Origin of the sequence: Catalinimonas alkaloidigena (assembly GCF_029504655.1) — a bacterium.
GTDB lineage: Bacteria > Bacteroidota > Bacteroidia > Cytophagales > Cyclobacteriaceae > Catalinimonas > Catalinimonas alkaloidigena.
In genome coordinates this window covers 329,690-349,898 of sequence record NZ_JAQFIL010000001.1, presented here as the reverse complement: position 1 = coordinate 349,898, position 20,209 = coordinate 329,690, and the positions used below count along the sequence as shown (strand labels likewise).

Below are 20,209 nucleotides of genomic sequence, written 5' to 3'. Positions count from 1 at the left end.
CAATATAATAACTTTCGCCAGCCTTGAGCCACTCCTTTAGCGATAATCATCATATATCGAGCGCAGACAAAACACCACGGGTGTAACCTACTGACTCAGCCAGTCCGGGTACGGGATCATCACCATCTTTTTCATACTCCAATCCTACTACTCCGGTATAGTTGATTTCTTGCAGGGCTTTCAGAAAGGCCGGAATGTCCATGATGCCACGCCCCAATTCCAATGTCCCCCCTTCAGCGCCTCTTTTGTCTACATCTTTAAGATGCACATCATAAAGTCGTTCTGCATACTGCTTGGCTTTAGCTGCCGGGTCCTGACCAATACGGAAAGTATGGCCGATATCAATACAAAGCCCGATACGTTTATCCAGATCTTTCACCTTTTCATACACATTATCGGGGCTGGGATACACATCATCTCCCGGACCATGATTATGAATTGCCAGCATAATGCCTGTATCCTTTACTTTCTCTTCCACCTGGGGAAGAAGATCATAATTGGGTACGCCAATTATCATTTTCAGATCGGCTGCTTTGGCATATGCAAAAGCATTGTCTACTTCTCCGGGAGACTTCATGTAGATTACACCAGCTCCGTAGAAATCCAATCCGGCATCTCTCACTTTTTTGGCAGCAGCCTTAATTTGCTGAGGAGAGCTATCCAGTGGCAGGTGCATGCTCTTTAATGAGATAGCGTCTAGTTTCAGGCGGTTGGCTACTGCAATAGCCTCTTCCAAAGAAAGGCTCCGTAAAGAGTAAGAAGCAACGCCCAGTGTAAGAGGCTCCGCATGAGGCTTAATACTGTACTTAGAAGGCTGGGTAGCATAAGCTGTAGAAGCAGTAGCTGTTGCCAGTGCACCCAGTCCCAGCAATTGTAGAAAGTCTTTTCTTGTATATTTCATCTTAGGTTGTGTTTTTGTTTGCCCCAAAATACAAGAAACCCCCTACATTTTCCAATTTAATTTTTTCAATAAATGGAGAACAGGCATAGTCCCTGCGTACAATAGCTATGCTATGCCTTACAATTTTGAGGGTTACCTCTGCGAATCACTGCAGTTACATTTCGTTATCGTAGATGAGAATATTTTCTGGTTCGGCGGCCAGCCCATCTTCCAGCATATACAAATGAATCTTGCCATCATTACCCTCCGATACTTCCCACTGATACGTTTTAGCAAATTTTACTTTCTCATCTTCTCTTACAGGGCGCACAAAGTTATTTGAACTTACACAATTGTCTGCCCCTTTGTATTTTCCTTCTACAGGATGGAATGTCAGCTGATCACCCCTGACCTCCACTGTACCCTTCACATAGGTATAAGACTGGCTAAGACAGTTGTAGCTGCGCACGCTCAGATAAGAATATAACTCGTAAGTACCATCTGCTTTGAAGTAATAACGAATAGCCCCATCATGTCCCGCACCCACGTATTGTCCCTGGTCATCCCAGAAATTACCAAAAGAAATGCTTCCCACCTGCCAGATAGCGTTTGTGAGCACTGGGGGCACATCTGTTCGGGGAGAGTCATCCCACGCATCAGACTGTGTATCATTTTCTTTGCAACCGGCAGTAAAAACCATAAGCATGCTTAAGAGCAGAAAGAGATTTTTCATCATAAAATATTAAATAGGTTAATGGTGTAAAAACACATGCATAGCACATGAGTCATGACAAAGTTGGGGACAAGGCCGGCACTCTACTATACCATGAAAGCAGGATTTTCACTACCCTATTCCGGGTATTTGGATTACCTAAGGCAGGGTAAAAATTCACTAAAACAAAAAAACTCTATCCGAAGTCGGATAGAGCTCTATACTAAGTTTTAGCTGATAGTTATTGTTTTTACAGTATACCTAAGCGATAATTTTGCGATGCATAAACTGTTTCCTCTACGCTAGTATTTCCTTCCGTATAAGAGCACATGCCCCTGATCGCTGGGTGTAAAGGCATAAGACAGTTTTTTGTTGACATAAGATTTATCGGTCTGGTGTGTAAAAAAGGATGCTGAATTAGGTACTTTCAAACTCCATGAGCCGGAGGTCTGTAACTCTCCTGGTAAGATAAGCACCATATGACCATAGGTTTCTCCTTTCATCACAGCCACTACCGCTTTGTTTCCATTTGCATATTGCTGTGCATTATTCAGGGCGTTCTGATCATAACCTTTCCCTAATAATGTCCATTGGTCACTTTTATCAAGAAATTCATAGATCTCATGTGGCTCCAAAAACATTCCTTTTTCACTGGAATAAAAGTCGTTGATTCTGTAAACAGTTTGCAAAGATTCGCCGGCAAAGTTGTGACAAGCAGGTGTACTTTCACTCTCTTCACACGCCATGAACTTGCTTAGTGAGGATTCTAGCTCACTTTTCCAGTTACGATTCAGGTGTTGTGCGTGCAAAGAAGGACTGATTGCGATTAATAAGATAATAAGTAACTGTCTCATCATGTAATCATTTATTTTCTACCAGCAAATAGCTTTTTCTTTTGATGAGATAAAAGGGCTTTTAGTTCTTTTACAATACGTATGTAATAGTATTATACCAATAATATATTGTACTATTTTTATAATATTATGCTGAATTGAGATGCTTACAGTACCAATTGTTTTAATAAGTGCTCTAATGTTTGTTGAGCATCTTTACACAAACCCGGATGGACTGCGGAGGTCTGAATGACAGTACTGCAGCTTGCTGTAAGCCAGCGGAAACGTGCGGCTATAGGTAGTTGACCTATAGGGCCAGCCTCTTTTCCTCCTCTGCATATCCGCTGAAAGAGCAGCAATCGTGCCTCAACTTCTTTTATATCTATTACTTCATAAAAAGCCAGTAGTCTGTCTCTGTTAAGTGCATAGGCGGTTTGCAGAAATCGCTCTTCTGCGCAATACATAATAACTCCCACATTGATAAACTCTTCGCGTTCAACACGGGGCATTAGCCGAATGACTGCATATTCAAACAAGTGCTTTTCTGGCATTTTGTGCTTCTTTTATAAAAACTTCTGTATGAGAGAGACGGGTTACCAAAAAATTGATGTAGGCATCTCTATGCTCAGAGAGGGATTCAAAAGGAGAATCTTCCAGCAACCATGCATCCGGAATTAAAGAGACGATGGCTCTGATATGTTCTGTGGTAAGCCTGGATTTAAAATCGGTATCAACCGCTTCCAGCTCAGTAGCCCAGGCTAGCAATACATGATCTTTGATATGCGCAAAGGGCCTGAGGGCCTGCTGTTCAGGGTTTTGCCAGGAATGGTGAAAGTAAAATGAGGCTCCGTGGTCAATGAGCCATAATTCTTTATGCCAGGTAAGCATGTTGGTGTTGCGGGTAGTGCGATCCACATTCATCACCAGCCCATCAAACCAAACAATCTGTGAAGCAAGTCTCGCCTCTATAGGTGTAACCAGGGCATTAAAATTGATAGCTCCAGAAAGATAATGCAAGGCAAGATTGAGCCCTTCGCTGCCTCTGAGCAAATCCTGAATTTCTTCATCTCCCTCTGATCGCCCAAAGGTAGCGTCAAGTTCGGCAAATACAATCTCAGGGACCCGAAAACCTAGAACACGGGCAATTTCTCCTGCCAGGAGTTCGGCAATCAGTGCTTTTGCTCCCTGCCCGGCACCACGAAACTTGAGCACATACAAAAACTCATCATCGGCTTCTACCAATGCAGGGAGCGAGCCTCCTTCCCGCAGGGGAGTCACATAGCGGATTACATTGACTGTTCTGATCTCTGGCTGGTAATTCATCATATCTTATGTGCTATGAGACGCGAACTTAAGGAAGTTGAAGTCTTCTTTCTGACTTCCATAATAGTTTTGATCTTATATATAATAGATTTTTCAATAATGATAGCATCTTTCATGCGATGTTAAAGAGAACGTTGAATAGCCTGAGGCAGATATACAAAAACCCGTACCAGGGTACAGGTTTTATTTTTATACATAAAAAATATGAATAGGGATATTATTTTTTCACTCCCTGTAGTTTACCTTTTTCTTTTACACGCTTCATGAAATCACCCAGATCATCGTCTGAATATGTTCCATAAGCATTTACCACTATACCTTTGGTACCATCACGAGCTTCCAAGGCATACAGAATAGACATATCGTCAGGATTACTTTCTCCCTCAAAACGATACTCCTCAATGATGCTCAACTCCTGAGCCTGATAATTTTTATCCGATGTACGGTCTTTCAGTGCTCCATTTTCAAACTTGAACTGAGTCTCAAACCCTTTCTTAGCGAGTTCATTGATTTTTTCGGTAAGGGGCGGCCTGTAATCTTTCATATCCTGTGTATTCATCATGCTAAATTTAAGGTCAAAAAATATTGTCGGTCCTTGTATATATCCAACCTACAGCCGGGTACAATGTTTTTAGTTATTTGGAATTAGTAAACCAGTTTAGAAAGCGGGGTTTATTATTTTTTATCCAATTGGGCTCAGGAAAGCGATAGCCGATAAAAAGCTCGGTATTTCTAGCACGTTCCTGCAGGCGGATGTTACCCAATTGCATATAGCCATATGTAAATACCGATGATATTCCCGCAAAATATTTTCCATTATCATAGCCTATAGCCGCACCAAAATTATAGAGAGGGGCCACCCCCAACTTATCCATATCACTATCCACACGTTCCAGATTTTTTCGTTGCAGGGCCAGCCCCACCGATCCAGAAGCATGAAGAAAAAAGTTGCGGTACACAAAATTGTATGTGTAACCAGGGCGTATAAAGAAAGAATTAGCACTAACCTCAGTGATCGTTGAGTCATTAGCGAATTCGTTACGAGCACGTTCAGGAATTACTGAACCCTCACCTGATAGGTTAATGTAGGAAAAACCACCCGTCAGCATCCATGTGCCGGCATTCTGCAACTGGATATTATTACGATTGAATGGTGCTTTGACTGAAACCTCTTCGCCAGAAAAAAGGTAGGTAACACTAGAGGTAAACCGAAATGCTTGTATGCCTGTTTCACTAGCACTATTCAGACCATCATCCAATGTCTGTCCTTCACTTAAATACAAGTTTTGATATAGCTGTACCCCCCCTTCTAATAACCAATGTTTTTGGTACAATGTACCACGAATGTCAATCACCTGGCTTTTAAAAATATCAGCTCTTTCATAAAACCAGGAAACAGGAAGTGGAAAGTGAAGCTTAACCCCTACTCCCCAAAAATACCACCCTACTCCTATGTAATTAAGGTTGTTTGGAGCGAAATCTATCCTGCTACCCTTATCTACGTTACGTAGCGAAGTATTCAGGCCACGGTTGATGAGTAAAGCTTTTACATTCATGGTATCATTCAGGACACCTATGAAATCGTTCTGCGCGTACGACCTGTGGAAGGGCGCGATAAGCAGTAACAGACTGCTTAAAATAAGTATGGAGCGTGTGTGTCTCAGTGGCTTGTTTATCTACCAAAGTAAAATTAAGCACTGAATGTTATAATACAGACAAAATCGTTTTGAAAAAACTTACTTCTCAATTCCTGAAAGCACTCTCTTGATATCGTTGGCTTTAGTGATTTCCTGCTTGCTGGCAATTTCGTCCTCAGCATCAATAATTTCCTTAAAACGCTGCAGGTTTTTAATGTAAGCCCCCAGGGCTGAAGATATATTTTTGGTATTTTGGGTAAAGATAGGGGCCCACATTTTGGCAGAGCTTTTGGCAAGCCTAACCGTAGAAGAAAACCCACTGCCCGCCATCTCAAAAATGCTGAGCTCGTCTTTTTCTTTGTCCAGCACCGTAGTACTTAAAGCAAACGAACTAATATGGCTAAGGTGCGATACATAAGCGATATGTCGGTCGTGTGCTGCCGGGTCCATATAGCTCATCCGCATGTTGAGCTTCAGTTTGAAAAGATTTTCTATCACCTCAAGCGCTTCAATATCTGACCTTTCTCTTTCGCAGAGAATCATCTGCTTCTCTAACAATAATTCAGCGAATGCCGCATCAGGCCCTGACCGCTCTGTACCCGCAATAGGATGGGCTGCTACATATTGTCCTCGCTTGGGATGGTTACTAACGGAGCTGCAGATCAACTCTTTGGTAGATCCAAGATCAGTGAGCACCGCGTTGCGAGGCAAAATATCCAAAACTTGCGGGAGTTGCTTGAGGATCACATTGACCGGTGTAGCCAATATGATAACATCCGCATTGAGCACTCCTTTTTCCAGCGTCATAATCTTATCTGCTATCTCACCTACCAAAGCACGCGCAGCATGCTCGCGGTTATTGTCTACTCCAATAATCCGGTAGCTACTGTCTTTTGCTTTCAAGCCAAGGGCGGTAGAACCACCCAGTAATCCTAATCCGACAATGCAAATGTTCATAAAAAGTTAGTTCTTATACCAAATTATTTACCCTACTTATAGCTTCTTTCAAAATATTATTCTTATTACATAAAGAAACCCTGATATATCTATTACCTTTTGCCCCAAAGATAAAACCAGGCGTCAAAAAAACATGATATTTCTGCAAAATGCTGTCAACAAATTTTTCGGAAGAAGCTTCGGCATCGCTTATTTTAGCCCAGACAAACATCCCTTCCTGTTCCTTTTGATAACTACAACCCAAAGTATCCAGCAGCTTAAAAATGAGCTTTCTTCGTTCTGCGTATTCAGCGTTTCGCTCAGCATGCCAGGCTTCTGTATTTTGAAGTGCCTGTATTGCCGCGTCCTGTACCGGACGAAACATACCAGAGTCCACATTACTTTTGATTTTCAGCACTTCGGTCAGGTATTCTCTGGCACCACAGAGCCAGCCTACCCTCCAGCCTGCCATATTATGTGACTTGCTCAAGGAATTAAATTCCAGACATACCTCCCTGGCGGCGGGCAGCGATAAGATACTCAGTGGCTTGGCCTTGTTCAGCACCAAACTGTAAGGATTATCATGACAGATCAAAAACTTTCTCTCCCGGGCAAGTTGTATCACTTCTTCGAGCACCTCTGGCTGGGCAGGAGCTCCGCTTGGCATATGGGGATAGTTGAGCCACATTAACTTTACCTTACTGTAATCTTCCTTACGCATAGCTTCCAGATCAGGCTGCCAGTCCTGTTCACGCAGGGGGTAGCTTCTGATTTTAGCTTCTACCATATTTGAGACTGAAGTATAGGCGGGATAGCCCAGTTCAGGAACCAGCACCTCATCTCCTGGATTGAGAAAAGTAAGAGAAACGTGGGTAATGCCCTCCTTGGACCCCATCAGCGGCAACACTTCTCCTTCAGGATTCAGCTTTACCTGATAAGTCTGTTCATACCAGTCCGCAATTGCCTTACGTAGCTCAGGAATGCCCTGATAAGGCTGATAACCATGATGGTTGGCTTGACGTGCCGACTGATACAGCTCTTCAATAGTCTGTTCTGAAGGCATAAGGTCCGGGCTACCTATGCCCATATTGATGACATCCAGACCAGCTTCGCGCATACGACGAATTTCCTGCAGCTTGATAGAAAAGTAGTATTCTTTAACGTTTTGTAAACGATTGGCTGTTGGTATGATCATAGAGATAAAACTAAGATAAAAAAAAGACCTGAAAGGAAAATCATCCTCTCAAGTCTTGATTTATTTTTAGCGAAGAGAGGATTTAACCCAAAGCTTTTACGCCGGGAAGTTCCTTGCCTTCCATATATTCCAGCAGGGCGCCACCTCCGGTAGATACATAAGAGACTTTATCGCCATATCCCATACTGATGACTGCCGCTGCGGAATCGCCACCACCGATGAGGGAAAAAGCGCCGCCTTCAGTCGCTTTCACTACAGCTTCGGCAACTGCCTTGGTGCCTTCAGCGTAGTCAGGAATTTCAAAAATGCCCATAGGTCCGTTCCAGAGAATAATTTTGGAGCTGGCGATAGTGTCAGCAAACACCTGTCGGGCTTCAGGACCAATGTCTACGCCCATCCACTCTTCCTGTATCGCGTGGTTATTGGCTACCCTTGTTTCAGAACCTTCTTCTATCTTCTGCGTGATGATGGAATCAATAGGCAGGTGTAGCTCCACGCCTTTATCTTTGGCTTTGCGAATCAGTTCGTTCGCCAGATCCAGTTTGTCGGTCTCTACCAGAGATTTACCAATTTCACCACCCATTGCCTTGAAAAAGGTATAACTCATAGCTCCACCAATAATCAGGTGGTTTACCTTGTCCAGCAGACGCTCAATAATTTCAATCTTGTCTGAGATCTTAGCCCCCCCCATAATGGCGGTAAAAGGCTTCTCGCCACTTTCCATCACTTTGTCGGCATTGTCAATCTCAGCTTTGAGAAGATAACCGGCAGCTTTTTCGTCAAAAAACTGGGCTACCGTGGTGGTAGAAGAGTGTGCGCGATGGGCTGAACCGAAAGCGTCATTTACATACACATCGCCCAGCTTAGCCATTTTTTTGGCAAGCTCTTCGTCGCCTTTGCTTTCTTCTTTGTGGAAACGAGTGTTTTCCAATAGCAGGATTTCTCCAGCTTTGAGTTGACTGGCTTTTTCTTCCGCTTCATCGCCTACACAGTCGTTGGCAAAATGTACTTGCGTGCCATCCAGTAGTGTGGAAAGATGATCTACCAGATGCTTCAAAGAAAACTTCTCCTCCGGGCCTTCTTTGGGACGACCAAGGTGCGACATCAGTATGGCTGAACCACCATCTTTTAGTATTTTTTTGAGTGTAGGCACGGCTGCCTGCATACGATTGTCATCCGTGATTTTATGATTCTTATCCAGCGGAACATTGAAATCCACTCTTACCAGAGCTTTTTTTCCTGAAAAATTAATATCATCAATAGTCTTCATAGTTTGATAGATTTTTAAAAAATGATTGTCTATGCTATTCACACAAATTTAAAGCTTATTATGTTGTTCGCTAAAACAGCCTCACTTTTTTTCAACTTCTCTTAATAATCAGCCGCAGATTTTTACATTTCAACAATACTCTATTATTTAGAGGCTCCGCTCAGCCACAAAATATTACACACTTAACCTTACACCAAATTATGATAAAGCGATTACTCCTGTCAGTATGTCTTTTTACCTCCCAAATGCTTTGGGCACAGCAAGTTGATTTAGATTACTACCTGCCTGAAGATGCTGCTTACGACTCCGGCATTCCTACTCCTGAATCTATTCTGGGATTTCAGGTGGGTGAGATGCATGCTGAACACACCCAGCTCATGAATTTTTACAAAGCGTTGGCCGAAGCCTCTCCGCGGGTAACTTTAGAAGAATACGCACGCTCTTACGAAAACCGTCCACTCTACCTGCTCACCATCACTTCGGAGGAAAACCAAAGTAATATTGAGCAGATCAAAGAGGCTCATGTCAATCTGAGCAAAGCTGAACAGACCAGCAATGTAAGTATAGAAGAACAACCGGTAGTGGTATGGTTAGGTTATAGCGTACATGGCAATGAACCCAGCGGCACTAATGCTGCAGCGCTGGTTTCCTATTACCTGGCGGCAGCTCAGGGTGAAGAAGTAGAAAGTATGCTGGACAATACCATCGTCCTCATTGATCCTTTTATCAACCCGGATGGAATGAACCGCTTCGCTACCTGGGTCAATACCCACAAAGCGGAATATCTGAGTACCGACCCTAATAACATTGAGCAGAACGAACACTGGCCCCGTGGCCGTACCAATCATTACTGGTTTGACCTCAACCGTGACTGGCTGCTACAGCAACATCCTGAGTCCAGAGGCAGGCTGGAAAAATTTCATGCCTGGAAACCCAATATCGTGACCGACCATCATGAGATGGGGAGCAATGCTACTTTCTTCTTTCAGCCGGGTATTCCTTCCCGTAACAATCCGCTTACGCCCGAAAACACTTTCCGCCTTACCGAAGCCTTAGGAGAGTTTCATGCCGAAGGATTGGATGAAATCGGTTCCTTTTATTATACCAAAGAAAGCTACGACGACTTTTACTACGGTAAGGGCTCTACCTATCCCGATGTGAACGGAGCGGTGGGTATTCTCTTTGAACAGGCCAGTTCCCGCGCTCATGCCCAGGAAACTGATAATGGCGTGCTGACTTTTCCCTTTACCATCCGTAATCAGGTCAGCGCCAGCTTTTCTACGCTGAAAGGCGCACAGGCTTTGAAGAATGACCTCCTTCAACATCAGGTAGATTTCTATCCCGGCGCTTTGAATGAGGCTGCTGCCGATCCGATCAAAGCTTATGTTTTTGGTAGCGAAGCCGATGCGGCAACCACTTACCATATGGCAGAAGTACTCAAAAGACATCAGATAGATTTGTACCGTCCGGCACAGGATATTTCTGCCAACGGACATACTTTTGAGTCCGAAAGCAGCTATCTGGTGCCTACCAATCAGCCGCAGTACCGCCTGATCAAAGCACTCTTTGAAAGACGTACTACTTTCAATGACAGTCTTTTCTATGATGTATCCGCCTGGACTTTTCCACTGGCCTACAACCTTCCTTTTGCTGAGCTGAGCAGCCGACAACTCAGCCAGGGTGAGGCAGTAGAGCAGCCTGAGTTTCCCCAAGGCGAAGTAGTAGGCGAACGCAGTGCGTATGCCTATTTATTTGAAATGGATGGCTATTATGCGCACCGAGCATTATACAGATTGCAGGATGCCGGACTCAATCTGAAAGTTTCTACCGAAGCCTTTACTGACCGGAATGGAAAAAACTTTGATGTTGGCACCATCCTGATTCCCATCAGCATACAGGAAGATATGGATGCTGATGAAATTTATGAATTGCTACAAACGGTAGCTGAAGAAGACGGTATTAATGTATATGCCGCCAATACCGGCATGACAAGCACCGGAGTCAGCCTGGGGAGTCGTACTTACGAAACGCTGGAAAAGCCTGAAATCGTGATGCTGATTGAAGGAGGCGTAAGCAGCTATGAATCGGGAGAAGTCTGGCACCTGCTGGATCAGCGTATGCATATGCCCATTACAATGATGTCGCTGGATATGTTTAACCGGGCCAGCCTCAAGCCTTACAATACTCTGATCATGGTAGATGGACGCTATAACGATATTAGCGAAAGTGTCAAGAGCAAGCTCAAAAGCTGGATACAGGAGGGCAACAAAGTGATCGCTACCAAAGATGCTGGTAAGTGGCTGTCGGATAATGGTATCGGTGGTTTTAAATATAAGTCTGCTAAAAATGATTCGCTACCACAGCGTGCTTTTGGAGAGCGAGAAAAATTTCAGGGGGCGCAGGTCATTGGCGGGGCTATCTTTGATGCCCGCATAGACCTTACGCATCCTATTGCTTACGGCATGAACAAGGAGGATATCAGTCTCTTCCGTGACCATTCCCTCTTTATGGAAAAAGCCAGTAATCCTTATGTGAATCCGATCATGTACACGACCACACCTTTGAAGGCAGGCTATATTGCTGAAGAGAAAGAAGAACAGTTGCGCAATACCGCTGCGGTAGGCATTGCCCCTTTTGGGCAGGGCGTAGTCATTGCCCTCACGGACAACCCTAACTTCCGCGCCTTCTGGTACGGCACCAACAAGATTTTCCTGAATAGTATCTTCTTTGGGAAGGTGATGCGGTAGTATATTGTCTCAAGCTGAGTATATTGAATTATATTCAGCTTGAGATAAATACCTAAACAGAGTGTTTAACGTATACTTTAAAAATATGGAATGTCATGAATAAGCAAGCGGTTATAGAAAATGTGATTAAAACCATAAAGAAGCTTCCCAAAGACAAGCTTAATGAAGTAGCAGATTTCGCTAGTTTCCTGCTAAAAAAAGAGGAATCGCCCAATACCAAATCACTTTCTGAGGAGCTTTCCCAACTCAATAAAGGCCAGTTGAATCACCTTGAAGAAGAGTTTAAAGACTACAAACGTCTTTATCCCAATGAATAGCTATGTAAGTGATACGATGGCTTTGATTCTCCGCTTAGAGGAAAGGAAAATGCCTAAGAAGGTAAAACACATATTTGAACAGACTGAAAACGCCCTCGCAAAGATTTATATTCCATCTATTGTCTTCTCAGAACTGGCTTACTTAGCTGAAAAAGGTAGAATTGAAACTTCTTTAAAAGAAGCAGAACACTACCTTAATACATATCCATCCTTTCAGGATCTGCCCCTTACTTTTTCACTCGTACAGTCAGCCTTCACTATTGATGATATTCCCGAATTGCATGACCGGCTTATTTCCGGAGGTGGAAAGATGCTAAACATTCCAATAATCACTAACGATCCTGACATGCAAAAATCTATACATGTACAAGCTTTGTGGAAGTAAAATGTAATGTGTCAGGAGAGGTGATGGGTAATCATTGCCCTCACGGACAACCCTAACTTCCGCGCCTTCTGGTACGGCACCAACAAGATTTTCCTGAATAGTATTTTCTTTGGGAAGGTAATGCGGTAGTATATTGTCTCAAGCTGGGTGTATTGAATTATATTCAGCTTGAGATAAATACTAAACCGAGTATTTCACGTATGTTTTTGATACACGGCATGTCATGAATAAGCAAGCGGTCATTGAAAATGTCATCAAAAGCATCAAGAAGCTTCCCAAAGACAAGCTTAATGAAGTAGCAGATTGCGTGGTAATTTCCTTCAAGCCCCTACGCCGTTTGAGCGGGTTACAAAACTTGATGTTTAGCACATCACTGCCACTACTTATACAAAATGTTATGTTGCGTATTTATTTAACCATAGCCAAAACTGTTCTTCCTTTTAGTTTTCCATCTAGCATCAATTCAATCTTCGGTTGTACATCCTCCAGTTTAATTTCAGTGCAAGTATCATCTAATTGCTCTGGTTTCCATTCTTGGGCTAACTTGTTCCATACTATTTTCCTGTATTTCATTGGGTAGTTTTGTGAATCTATTCCAATTAATGTAACACCTCTCAAGATAAAGGGAAAAACTGTCAAATCAATTTTTGGAGAAGCAACATTGCCACAACAAGTTACAACACCCATAGAATTGGTGGATTTAATAATATTTTCAAGAATTGTACCACCAACGGTATCAATGGCGCCAGCAAATAGGGTTTTTAGTAAGGGCTTTTTATCAAAATTTTCTATTTCGTTGCGCATTAGAACTTCTTTTGCACCAAGGTTCATTAGGTATTCCCGTTCTGTTGTTTTACCTGTAATTGCAACCACTGAATATCCCAGTTTACTTAAGATGGAAACACTTAATGCACCCACTCCACCAGTTGCGCCAGACACCACTATTTTTCCATCTTCAGGCTTTATCAATTCTGTAAGTCTTAAAACAGACATTCCAGCTGTTAACCCTGCAGTACCAAATATCATTGCCTCTTTCATCGTCATATTATCAGGCAATCTCACAACCCATTCAGCTGGAACTTGAATATACTCGGCAAATCCACCGTCAGTATTCATTCCTAAATCATAACTGGTTACAATCACTTTTTCTCCAATATCAAATGAATCGCTGTTTGATTTTTCTATTGTCCCTACTGCGTCAATGCCTGGTGTATGAGGATAGTTTCTTGTTACTCCCTTATTACCTGAGGCTGACAATGCATCTTTGTAATTCAATGAGCTATAGTGCACTTTTATTAAAACCTCATCGTTATTTAGTAGGTCAAATTCCAGTTCTTTAACAGCTCCATGGTAATTGCCATCAACCGCTTCAACCCGAAATGCCTTAAAAGTAGATTTGTTCTGTACCATCTTTTGTCGGTAAATTTTATTTATTTTTGATCTAATGTCAGGATAAATATTATGCTTATCAATAACTTACAAAAGGTTGGTATACGAACATTTATTTCTGATTTGAGTATAATTAAGACTTTGGGAGAAAAAAAATGAAAAAAAGTTATTGTCCGATTGATACATTCATAAATGTTGTGAAAGGAAAACGAAAGGCAACTATCATTTTACATCTTTTTCAAGGAGAAAAAAGATATAGTGAGTTAGTAAAATTATTACCCCAGATTAGCCAACGAATGCTGACTAAACAACTTAAAGAATTAGAATTGGATGGATTAATACATCGAAACGTTTATCCTGAAGTTCCTCCACGTGTTGAGTACAGCTTAACAGAACTTGGTAACAAAATTCATCCTGCCCTCAAAGGAATGTATAAAGGAGGAATCCTTTTTGAAAAATCTATTGATGAATCTCATAGTTAAATTTTAATAAGATTTTGTCTGTGTGATTAGGTTTTTATATGCAACGACCGAATAAATGCAATTGCGTTTATTTTTTTATAAATAATCCTCAATTTACATCATTTTTAATACTATTTGCAGATGATTTATCATCCTATCAATTTTTCTCTTTACATGTCTGTAAACGCCTTTAAATGTTTGTCAAGCACTGTTTAGTATTTCTCCCGGGTTTGAATAGCAGAAATGTGATCCACACACTGATACCTCCGTTTACCAGGACTCAACACTTTTCTCAGGGACTGCTCCACCGCCTATAAACATACCACAGCTTTGTCAAGGCATTGGGTAGGCCGGGGGAAATGCTCTATAACTTTTCCAGAAGACTGAGAGGCAAGGGGAAATGGCTTGGAAATTTGTCGATCCTTTGCTCCATTGGTCTTAGAGTTTCAAAACTTTGCCCACTGCCTGGAAAGGGCTACTTTCCTCCTTCAACCATTTCAGGCACCAAGCTCCCCTCTATGTACCATATTGAAATACTATGCGCAAAAGACTGATTTTCGGATCTGTCAGCAAAATACATTCAACTATGCCAAAGATGACTGGCGAAACGGGTGCCTGGTCAGTCATATTTTAAATGCCTTCCGATAAGTTGGCTTGCAAAAAAAACCACTCACTAGAATAGTAAGACTTCACGAGAGATGGTATTCCTGAATTACATGATAGTTTCATCCCGGGGGAAGTAAATGCTAATGCTAAATCTTTATTCACCAACGATCCTGATAAGCAAACATTCATTCGTTTGTGTAGGGTGATAAATTTTCTTTTTCACATTCAAGGGCTTGATATTAATCTGTTATAAATGAAACATTGTAATATTTTAATTTTTTATAGTGTTTATTTTATTAAATAAAGCTTTTTCTTGCGCTCATTAAATCAACAAATAATCGAACAAGCATGAAAAAGTTTGTACTGAGTGTACTAAGTATGATGTTGGTAGCAAGTATTGCTTCAGCACAGGATTACAAGCCCTTTAAATTAGGCTTAGGATTAGGCTATGCCAAACCCGGTAGTGGTGGCGGGGGAATCTTAGTAGACCTTGAACCTGCTTACAGAATCAACGATGACATTGCTGTAGGTTTAAGAATAGAGTCTGCAGTAATGGCAAAAATTAGTCCTGATGGCACTGAAGCAAGTGCTTCTGCCAATGGCTCTTACACTGTGAATGGTCAGTACTATTTAACCTCTTCAAAAGTTCGCCCTTATGTAGGTGCTGGTGTGGGTGTCTATATGTTAGCCGCAGTTTCTGCCAGTGATACCAATGCTGAAGTAGGCGGTGGATCAGAAATCGGATTTTACCCAAGATTAGGGTTAGATATCGGTAATTTCAATATCAACATTGATTATAACATCATTTCATCCTCTGAATCAGTAATGGCTGATGGATCTGGCACAACTACCGGAAAGATTAAAAACAGCTATATGGGTATCAGAATCGGTGGATATATGTTCGGCGGAAGAAGATAATCCCCTGATTCAACAGATAGCGTATAATAGTTAATGAGTTGAGCTACGGTTCAACTCATTTTTTAATGCTGATCATGAAATCAGCTTCAATTTCTTTAGAAATATTTCTGTCAGATTACAGATAAATTTCATACCTCATCCAGCGGTTTACGCTTCTCAGTTCTGATACTTTTGAAGTGGCTGGGGGTAAGACCAGTAACTTTTTTGAATTGACTGCTCAGATGCGCTACACTGCTGTAACCTAGTTGGTAGGCAATTTCGCTCAGAGAAAGCTCATTATACACCATCAACTCTTTTACCCGCTCAATCTTCTGGGCGATGAAATACTTCTCAACCGTAATCCCTTTTACTTCTGAAAAAATATTGCTCAGATAACTGTAATCATAATGAAGCCTTTCTGAGAGATAGTCAGAGAGATTAACTTTGAGAGGCTCGTCCGACTGATAGATTTGTTCAATCAGAATGTTAATGATCTTTTCAATGATCTGGCTTTTGCGGTCGTCAATCAGGGCAAAGCCTATGGCGGTCAATTCCTTTTCCAGCACAGTCTTTTTTTCTTCAGAGATGGGTTCTGTCAGTTGCACCTCTCCCAGTCGTATAGCTTGATAGGGAATTTTTAGTTTATTCAGCATCTCTTCAACCGCCATGATACAGCGGTTACAAACCATATTTTTAATGTGTAGTATATTAGTCGGATTCATCTCAAATTTTTTAGTGCAAAATAATTTTACACAGCAGGCCCTACATGTATTGATTATGCTCTGTCTACGTGCAAAAAGCTACAAACAGCAATATTCACTGGGCTAAATACGCTACAAAAGATTATTATTTTTATATTGATACAAAAGCTTTTAATTCACAGCTATGTTTAAACGTACCACAACCTACATCTTACTTTTTCTTCTTACATCAACAAGTGCTTTTACCCAGTCTCATGACCAATATAATTATGATGAGACTAAAGTACCGGACTATACGCTGCCCGATATACTTACGCTCAGCGATGGGCGTCCGGTAAAAGATCAGCAAAGCTGGCAAGCATTGCGCAGGCCGGAGATTCTACAACGGTTTGCCGAACAGGTATACGGTAAAGTGCCGGAGGCTGACGTAAAAGTAGATTACGAAGTTACTACCAACGATCCTGAGGCTTTGGATGGTACTGCCACGCTCAGGGAGGTAAAAGTTACCTTCAGCAACGGACAGGCTTCACATGACATGAGTCTGTTGATGTTTATTCCCAATGATGCCGTCCAGCCGGTTCCGGCTTTTCTGGGGCTTAACTTTTACGGTAACCACACGATTCATCCTGACCCACGCATTAGCATTAGCGATAGCTGGGTAAGAAACAATGAAGAATTCCAAATCAGCGGTAATCAGGCAGATGAAAAGTCGCGCGGTGTACGGATAAATCGCTGGCCGGTAGCACGTATCATTGACCGGGGCTACGCCCTCATCAACATCTATTATGGCGACATTGACCCTGACTTTGATGATGGGTTTGCAAACGGTATTCATGCATTATTTCACGAGGCCGGGCAGAAACCTGCCGATGATGAGTGGGGTAGTATTGCCGCCTGGGCCTGGGGACTTTCCCGTGCCTTGGATTATCTGGAAACCGATAGTGACATAGACGCGGATAAGGTAGCAGTCATCGGGCACTCCCGACTGGGTAAAGCTTCGCTATGGGCAGGCGCAACTGATGAACGTTTTGCCCTGGTCATCTCCAATGATTCCGGCTGTGGGGGCGCGGCACTTTCCCGGCGTAAATTCGGAGAAACAGTAGCCCGTATCAATACTTCTTTTCCCCATTGGTTTGCTGATAATTTCAATCAGTATAATGACAATGAGTCGGCACTTCCGGTAGATCAACACATGCTGATCAGCCTGATGGCTCCCCGTCCGGTTTACGTAGCCAGCGCTGCCGAAGACCTTTGGGCCGATCCAAAAGGAGAATTTTTAAGTAGCAAGCATGCCAGCAAAGTCTATGAACTATTGGGTAAAGAAGGCTTACCGGCAGATGAAATGCCGGTAGTAAACCGCCCGGTAATGGCTACGATAGGCTACCATATCCGTTCCGAAGGACATGACCTGAAAGCCTATGACTGGGAGCAATACATTGATTTTGCTGATAAGCATTTCAAATCAGTGCCGGAAGCAGGCCGTTAAGCAAGATTATGTTTTTGTAGAAAAGAGCAGCGTATTACTTAATACGCTGCTCTTTAGCACTACCTCAATAAATCATCAATTTCCCCTGGCTTCCCATTTCAAAGAAAGGACCGCGCTGTAGCCGGTATTGGACTGAATGGTAATGGAGGATGGGTAAGGGTTTTCCGGCTTGGGGTTGGAGATCGTTCGTAAATAATTGCTAAACCCATAATTGATTCTACCCATCAATTGTTGTCCTTTTAGTTCACCAGAATCGTTGTCATATAATTCTAAAGAAAAGGCATTTCTCAACTGTGACTTACCCACCGGGAAGCTTACGCCATAGTCTTTGGGCAGGTCACTGCTACTTAGCTGGTAAGAGGTTTCATCCTCCCAGTTACCTTCCTGTTTCCAACTGCTTCCTACTCTTCGGGAGATCACCGGATATACATCGGGCTCTCTGTTGCCGGCAGGGAATGCACCCCAATCCCATTTCTTTCCATCAGGATTGTTAGGAGGGAATTTGGTAAGCTTGATCTTAGTGATGGTCACATGGTTATTGAGTATATCACAGTAGGGAGCCTGGAAGCCGGTGGAGCCACCCAGGGCGAAGAGCTGGTTATTGGCCAGATAGCGTACTTTGTATTGTACAGGAACACCGAGTGAACGATCCTTGCCTCCTTCAGCCAGAAAATTCCAGGCATTCTCAATAGCATTTACTCCATTGCCAAAAATCTTAGAAGCTTCCTGTGCGTCTCCTCCCAGTATGGCTACTTTAAAAGTTGAATTCTGCAAAAGCTTACTATCTTCTGCACTGAAAGACACGCCACCACTTCCTACGCCTCTTTCTACCGTTACTTTCAGGTCAGCAGAAGATTTGATTTCTGTACCGGTATAGGTGAAGTTGCCCACCAGCACTCTGCCATAGGCTACTTCTTCAATATAGCCCAGCGGCTTGTCAGGACCGGTAATGGATTCCAGGTCTTCTTTGTTTACCGAAGACCCGAAGAAATCAGCCGCTTTGGTAGGACGGGTGATAGAAACTGTATGATACACCTGAAAGAACTTGATGAACACACTTTTCTTCTCTACCGAGGTTTCCAGACTCAAATCAGCACTGGCAGAATTCCCCAGGTAACTGGCATCTATGCCTAGGCGGTACATGGCCTGCTCCAGCGAATAGGCTTCTACAATCTCCGCGCTGATATTGGCAGCAAAGTCTTCTCCCTGATTTTCTATCTCTTTGATCATCTTATCTACATTACCCCGGCTGGAAGGATCCTCTACCTCTCTGAAGTCTCCCAGTGTACTGTTGATTTGTATTGGCTCGCGTTCAAAACTACCGATGGTATTCAGGTCTCCAATATCATTCAGGTCTTTGAGGTGGATAATCGCTCCCGGATAAAGAGCTGCGGTATTGGTAGCAGTTTTATTATTAAAAGCATTGAGGGTTAGATTGTCCAGCACAAAGGTTTCCTCAAACTCCTGCTTTTCGCAAAGTACATCCAGATTGTCGGAAGTCTGGTCTTCGGAGTAGCTTATCTCGCCAGTAATGAGCGAGGCCGGAGGAGGGGGCTCAAAAGTGGGAATGGTATCCAGAAAATCATTAATGGCTGCTGCGTTTACCTGCCGGTCAAAGTCATTTTCTTCTCGCTGACAGGCCAGAAATACAAAGGATATACTGATAGTAAGGATGACGGATAGTTTTAGATAAGACATTTTCATAAGGATTTAGATTAACGGAAAGTAGGACATTGAATAGGGTCGCTGAGGCGGAAGCGGTAGCTCAGGGTGAGTTGTAGCTGGGCGCTACCCACTGCTACCTCTACCAGTTCATCGGCGCCCGCCAGGAATGAGGCCTGAGCATTGTAATAATTCCACTGTGCCCCCAGCCCCAGATTTTTGAGGTAGTAGCGAACTCCTGCTCCTGCCATCCAGCCTGCCCCACGCTCGGTTTCAATAGGCTCGGCAGAGCGGAATTCGGGTGCCCGCTCATCTCTGAGTTCTGCCTGCCAGGCAGTAGCACCCGCCATAACGAAAGCATCTATCTGAAGGGGTACAAAAGAAAAAAGCTGAGAGAAAGAGTAGCGGGCATACAAACTTGCATACTCAGGGTTGAGCACAAAATCTCTCTGCCGGAAAGAAGTAAACGTATTGTAGCTAATGCCATAAGAAAGCGGACTCAGATCTTTGCTGACTTCCAGAAACGTTACCAACGGTAGCCGTTGGGGCTCCATATTTAGCTGATCTGACTGGTACCACACTCCTGCACCCATACCTGGCTCCAGGTATAGGCTGGTAGGGTAATATTTACTAAGTCCTGCTTGGTATGTTTGAGGAAAGAAAGTAAAAGGGCTGCCTTGTCCATATCCGTTACCCCCCTGAGCAAACATGGGAAGTGTACAGAGCAAAAAAGGCATGAAACTGAGAAAATAGGTTTTAAAGAGACTCATGA

At 42.9% G+C, this 20,209-nt stretch carries 20 protein-coding genes; 6 read left to right on the top strand and 14 right to left on the bottom strand.

All coding sequences use genetic code 11. The annotated features are described in order from the left end of the window. Positions 1 to 49 precede the first annotated feature (49 nt). The 10 genes from OKW21_RS01430 to OKW21_RS01385 form a co-directional block, all read right to left on the bottom strand. Positions 50 to 901 (bottom strand): sugar phosphate isomerase/epimerase family protein, encoded by an 852-nt coding sequence (locus OKW21_RS01430; RefSeq protein ID WP_277476583.1) that lies wholly within the window; start codon positions 899 to 901, stop codon positions 50 to 52. Positions 902 to 1,055: 154 nt separating this feature from the next. Further along, positions 1,056 to 1,616, bottom strand: coding sequence for a hypothetical protein (locus tag OKW21_RS01425; protein WP_277476581.1), 561 nt, complete (start codon positions 1,614 to 1,616; stop codon positions 1,056 to 1,058). Between the two features lie 278 nt (positions 1,617 to 1,894). Further along, a complete protein-coding gene (locus tag OKW21_RS01420) occupies positions 1,895 to 2,449 on the bottom strand; it encodes a hypothetical protein (RefSeq protein WP_277476579.1) in 555 nt (184 codons plus the stop codon). Positions 2,450 to 2,592: 143 nt separating this feature from the next. Continuing rightward, positions 2,593 to 2,976: a DUF3037 domain-containing protein gene (locus OKW21_RS01415; RefSeq protein ID WP_277476578.1), complete on the bottom strand. Its 384-nt coding sequence runs from the start codon at positions 2,974 to 2,976 to the stop codon at positions 2,593 to 2,595. Beyond that, the gene (locus OKW21_RS01410; RefSeq protein ID WP_277487592.1) at positions 2,954 to 3,748 is read right to left on the bottom strand and encodes a HipA family kinase; all 795 of its coding nucleotides are present in this window, start codon (positions 3,746 to 3,748) and stop codon (positions 2,954 to 2,956) included. The genes OKW21_RS01415 and OKW21_RS01410 overlap by 23 nt, the downstream gene beginning before the upstream one ends. Positions 3,749 to 3,965: 217 nt before the next feature. Further along, positions 3,966 to 4,310 carry a hypothetical protein gene (locus OKW21_RS01405; RefSeq protein WP_277476577.1) on the bottom strand — a complete coding sequence of 115 codons (345 nt, stop codon included), beginning with the start codon at positions 4,308 to 4,310 and terminating at the stop codon, positions 3,966 to 3,968. Between the two features lie 73 nt (positions 4,311 to 4,383). Beyond that, entirely contained in the window at positions 4,384 to 5,304 is a 921-nt protein-coding gene (locus tag OKW21_RS01400; RefSeq protein WP_277476576.1) for a DUF4421 family protein, read from the bottom strand. A gap of 180 nt (positions 5,305 to 5,484) precedes the next feature. Further along, positions 5,485 to 6,342 (bottom strand): prephenate dehydrogenase, encoded by an 858-nt coding sequence (locus OKW21_RS01395; protein WP_277476575.1) that lies wholly within the window; start codon positions 6,340 to 6,342, stop codon positions 5,485 to 5,487. 13 nt (positions 6,343 to 6,355) lie between these two features. After that, the gene (locus OKW21_RS01390) at positions 6,356 to 7,516 is read right to left on the bottom strand and encodes a pyridoxal phosphate-dependent aminotransferase (RefSeq protein ID WP_277476574.1); all 1,161 of its coding nucleotides are present in this window, start codon (positions 7,514 to 7,516) and stop codon (positions 6,356 to 6,358) included. Positions 7,517 to 7,598: 82 nt separating this feature from the next. Then, positions 7,599 to 8,786: a phosphoglycerate kinase gene (locus tag OKW21_RS01385; protein WP_277476573.1), complete on the bottom strand. Its 1,188-nt coding sequence runs from the start codon at positions 8,784 to 8,786 to the stop codon at positions 7,599 to 7,601. Between the two features lie 200 nt (positions 8,787 to 8,986). Here OKW21_RS01385 and OKW21_RS01380 point away from each other — a divergent pair, with 200 nt between their 5' ends. The 3 genes from OKW21_RS01380 (at position 8,987) to OKW21_RS01370 (ending at position 12,235) form a co-directional block, all read left to right on the top strand. Beyond that, positions 8,987 to 11,533, top strand: a complete 2,547-nt coding sequence (locus OKW21_RS01380) for a M14 metallopeptidase family protein (RefSeq protein WP_277476572.1) — start codon at positions 8,987 to 8,989, stop codon at positions 11,531 to 11,533. 95 nt (positions 11,534 to 11,628) lie between these two features. Continuing rightward, a complete protein-coding gene (locus tag OKW21_RS01375) occupies positions 11,629 to 11,850 on the top strand; it encodes a DUF2281 domain-containing protein (RefSeq protein ID WP_277476571.1) in 222 nt (73 codons plus the stop codon). Continuing rightward, entirely contained in the window at positions 11,843 to 12,235 is a 393-nt protein-coding gene (locus OKW21_RS01370; RefSeq protein ID WP_277476570.1) for a PIN domain-containing protein, read from the top strand. The genes OKW21_RS01375 and OKW21_RS01370 overlap by 8 nt, the downstream gene beginning before the upstream one ends. Before the next feature lie 408 nt (positions 12,236 to 12,643). On the opposite strand, the gene OKW21_RS01365 is transcribed toward OKW21_RS01370, so the two are convergent. Beyond that, positions 12,644 to 13,645, bottom strand: coding sequence for a YhdH/YhfP family quinone oxidoreductase (locus OKW21_RS01365; protein ID WP_277476569.1), 1,002 nt, complete (start codon positions 13,643 to 13,645; stop codon positions 12,644 to 12,646). Between the two features lie 134 nt (positions 13,646 to 13,779). Here OKW21_RS01365 and OKW21_RS01360 point away from each other — a divergent pair, with 134 nt between their 5' ends. Beyond that, positions 13,780 to 14,106 carry a winged helix-turn-helix transcriptional regulator gene (locus OKW21_RS01360; protein WP_277476568.1) on the top strand — a complete coding sequence of 109 codons (327 nt, stop codon included), beginning with the start codon at positions 13,780 to 13,782 and terminating at the stop codon, positions 14,104 to 14,106. A 933-nt stretch (positions 14,107 to 15,039) separates the two neighbouring features. After that, complete coding sequence (locus OKW21_RS01355; RefSeq protein WP_277476566.1) at positions 15,040 to 15,609, top strand: outer membrane beta-barrel protein; 570 nt, start codon at positions 15,040 to 15,042, stop codon at positions 15,607 to 15,609. Positions 15,610 to 15,737: 128 nt separating this feature from the next. Here OKW21_RS01355 and OKW21_RS01350 read toward each other — a convergent pair whose 3' ends face one another. Beyond that, on the bottom strand, positions 15,738 to 16,310 hold the full coding sequence (locus OKW21_RS01350; RefSeq protein WP_277476565.1) for a helix-turn-helix domain-containing protein: 573 nt from the start codon (positions 16,308 to 16,310) through the stop codon (positions 15,738 to 15,740). 163 nt (positions 16,311 to 16,473) lie between these two features. Here OKW21_RS01350 and OKW21_RS01345 point away from each other — a divergent pair, with 163 nt between their 5' ends. Next, a complete protein-coding gene (locus tag OKW21_RS01345; protein WP_277476564.1) occupies positions 16,474 to 17,775 on the top strand; it encodes a glucuronyl esterase domain-containing protein in 1,302 nt (433 codons plus the stop codon). 75 nt (positions 17,776 to 17,850) lie between these two features. Here OKW21_RS01345 and OKW21_RS01340 read toward each other — a convergent pair whose 3' ends face one another. After that, positions 17,851 to 19,473: a thiol-activated cytolysin family protein gene (locus tag OKW21_RS01340; protein WP_277476563.1), complete on the bottom strand. Its 1,623-nt coding sequence runs from the start codon at positions 19,471 to 19,473 to the stop codon at positions 17,851 to 17,853. 17 nt (positions 19,474 to 19,490) lie between these two features. Beyond that, positions 19,491 to 20,207 carry a hypothetical protein gene (locus OKW21_RS01335; RefSeq protein WP_277476562.1) on the bottom strand — a complete coding sequence of 239 codons (717 nt, stop codon included), beginning with the start codon at positions 20,205 to 20,207 and terminating at the stop codon, positions 19,491 to 19,493. Positions 20,208 to 20,209 lie beyond the last annotated feature (2 nt).

What these genes read in the sequence shown, in the direction of transcription:
- OKW21_RS01335 (WP_277476562.1), bottom strand. Translation starts at nt 20,207, where the DNA reads ATGAGTCTCTTTAAAACCTATTTTCTCAGTTTCATGCCTTTTTTGCTC.
- OKW21_RS01345 (WP_277476564.1), top strand. Translation starts at nt 16,474, where the DNA reads ATGTTTAAACGTACCACAACCTACATCTTACTTTTTCTTCTTACATCA.
- OKW21_RS01365 (WP_277476569.1), bottom strand. Translation starts at nt 13,645, where the DNA reads ATGGTACAGAACAAATCTACTTTTAAGGCATTTCGGGTTGAAGCGGTT.
- OKW21_RS01380 (WP_277476572.1), top strand. Translation starts at nt 8,987, where the DNA reads ATGATAAAGCGATTACTCCTGTCAGTATGTCTTTTTACCTCCCAAATG.
- OKW21_RS01340 (WP_277476563.1), bottom strand. Translation starts at nt 19,473, where the DNA reads ATGTCTTATCTAAAACTATCCGTCATCCTTACTATCAGTATATCCTTT.
- OKW21_RS01350 (WP_277476565.1), bottom strand. Translation starts at nt 16,310, where the DNA reads ATGAATCCGACTAATATACTACACATTAAAAATATGGTTTGTAACCGC.
- OKW21_RS01430 (WP_277476583.1), bottom strand. Translation starts at nt 901, where the DNA reads ATGAAATATACAAGAAAAGACTTTCTACAATTGCTGGGACTGGGTGCA.
- OKW21_RS01420 (WP_277476579.1), bottom strand. Translation starts at nt 2,449, where the DNA reads ATGATGAGACAGTTACTTATTATCTTATTAATCGCAATCAGTCCTTCT.
- OKW21_RS01385 (WP_277476573.1), bottom strand. Translation starts at nt 8,786, where the DNA reads ATGAAGACTATTGATGATATTAATTTTTCAGGAAAAAAAGCTCTGGTA.
- OKW21_RS01395 (WP_277476575.1), bottom strand. Translation starts at nt 6,342, where the DNA reads ATGAACATTTGCATTGTCGGATTAGGATTACTGGGTGGTTCTACCGCC.
- OKW21_RS01375 (WP_277476571.1), top strand. Translation starts at nt 11,629, where the DNA reads ATGAATAAGCAAGCGGTTATAGAAAATGTGATTAAAACCATAAAGAAG.
- OKW21_RS01400 (WP_277476576.1), bottom strand. Translation starts at nt 5,304, where the DNA reads ATGAATGTAAAAGCTTTACTCATCAACCGTGGCCTGAATACTTCGCTA.
- OKW21_RS01390 (WP_277476574.1), bottom strand. Translation starts at nt 7,516, where the DNA reads ATGATCATACCAACAGCCAATCGTTTACAAAACGTTAAAGAATACTAC.
- OKW21_RS01370 (WP_277476570.1), top strand. Translation starts at nt 11,843, where the DNA reads ATGAATAGCTATGTAAGTGATACGATGGCTTTGATTCTCCGCTTAGAG.
- OKW21_RS01410 (WP_277487592.1), bottom strand. Translation starts at nt 3,748, where the DNA reads ATGAATTACCAGCCAGAGATCAGAACAGTCAATGTAATCCGCTATGTG.
- OKW21_RS01355 (WP_277476566.1), top strand. Translation starts at nt 15,040, where the DNA reads ATGAAAAAGTTTGTACTGAGTGTACTAAGTATGATGTTGGTAGCAAGT.
- OKW21_RS01415 (WP_277476578.1), bottom strand. Translation starts at nt 2,976, where the DNA reads ATGCCAGAAAAGCACTTGTTTGAATATGCAGTCATTCGGCTAATGCCC.
- OKW21_RS01425 (WP_277476581.1), bottom strand. Translation starts at nt 1,616, where the DNA reads ATGATGAAAAATCTCTTTCTGCTCTTAAGCATGCTTATGGTTTTTACT.
- OKW21_RS01360 (WP_277476568.1), top strand. Translation starts at nt 13,780, where the DNA reads ATGAAAAAAAGTTATTGTCCGATTGATACATTCATAAATGTTGTGAAA.
- OKW21_RS01405 (WP_277476577.1), bottom strand. Translation starts at nt 4,310, where the DNA reads ATGATGAATACACAGGATATGAAAGATTACAGGCCGCCCCTTACCGAA.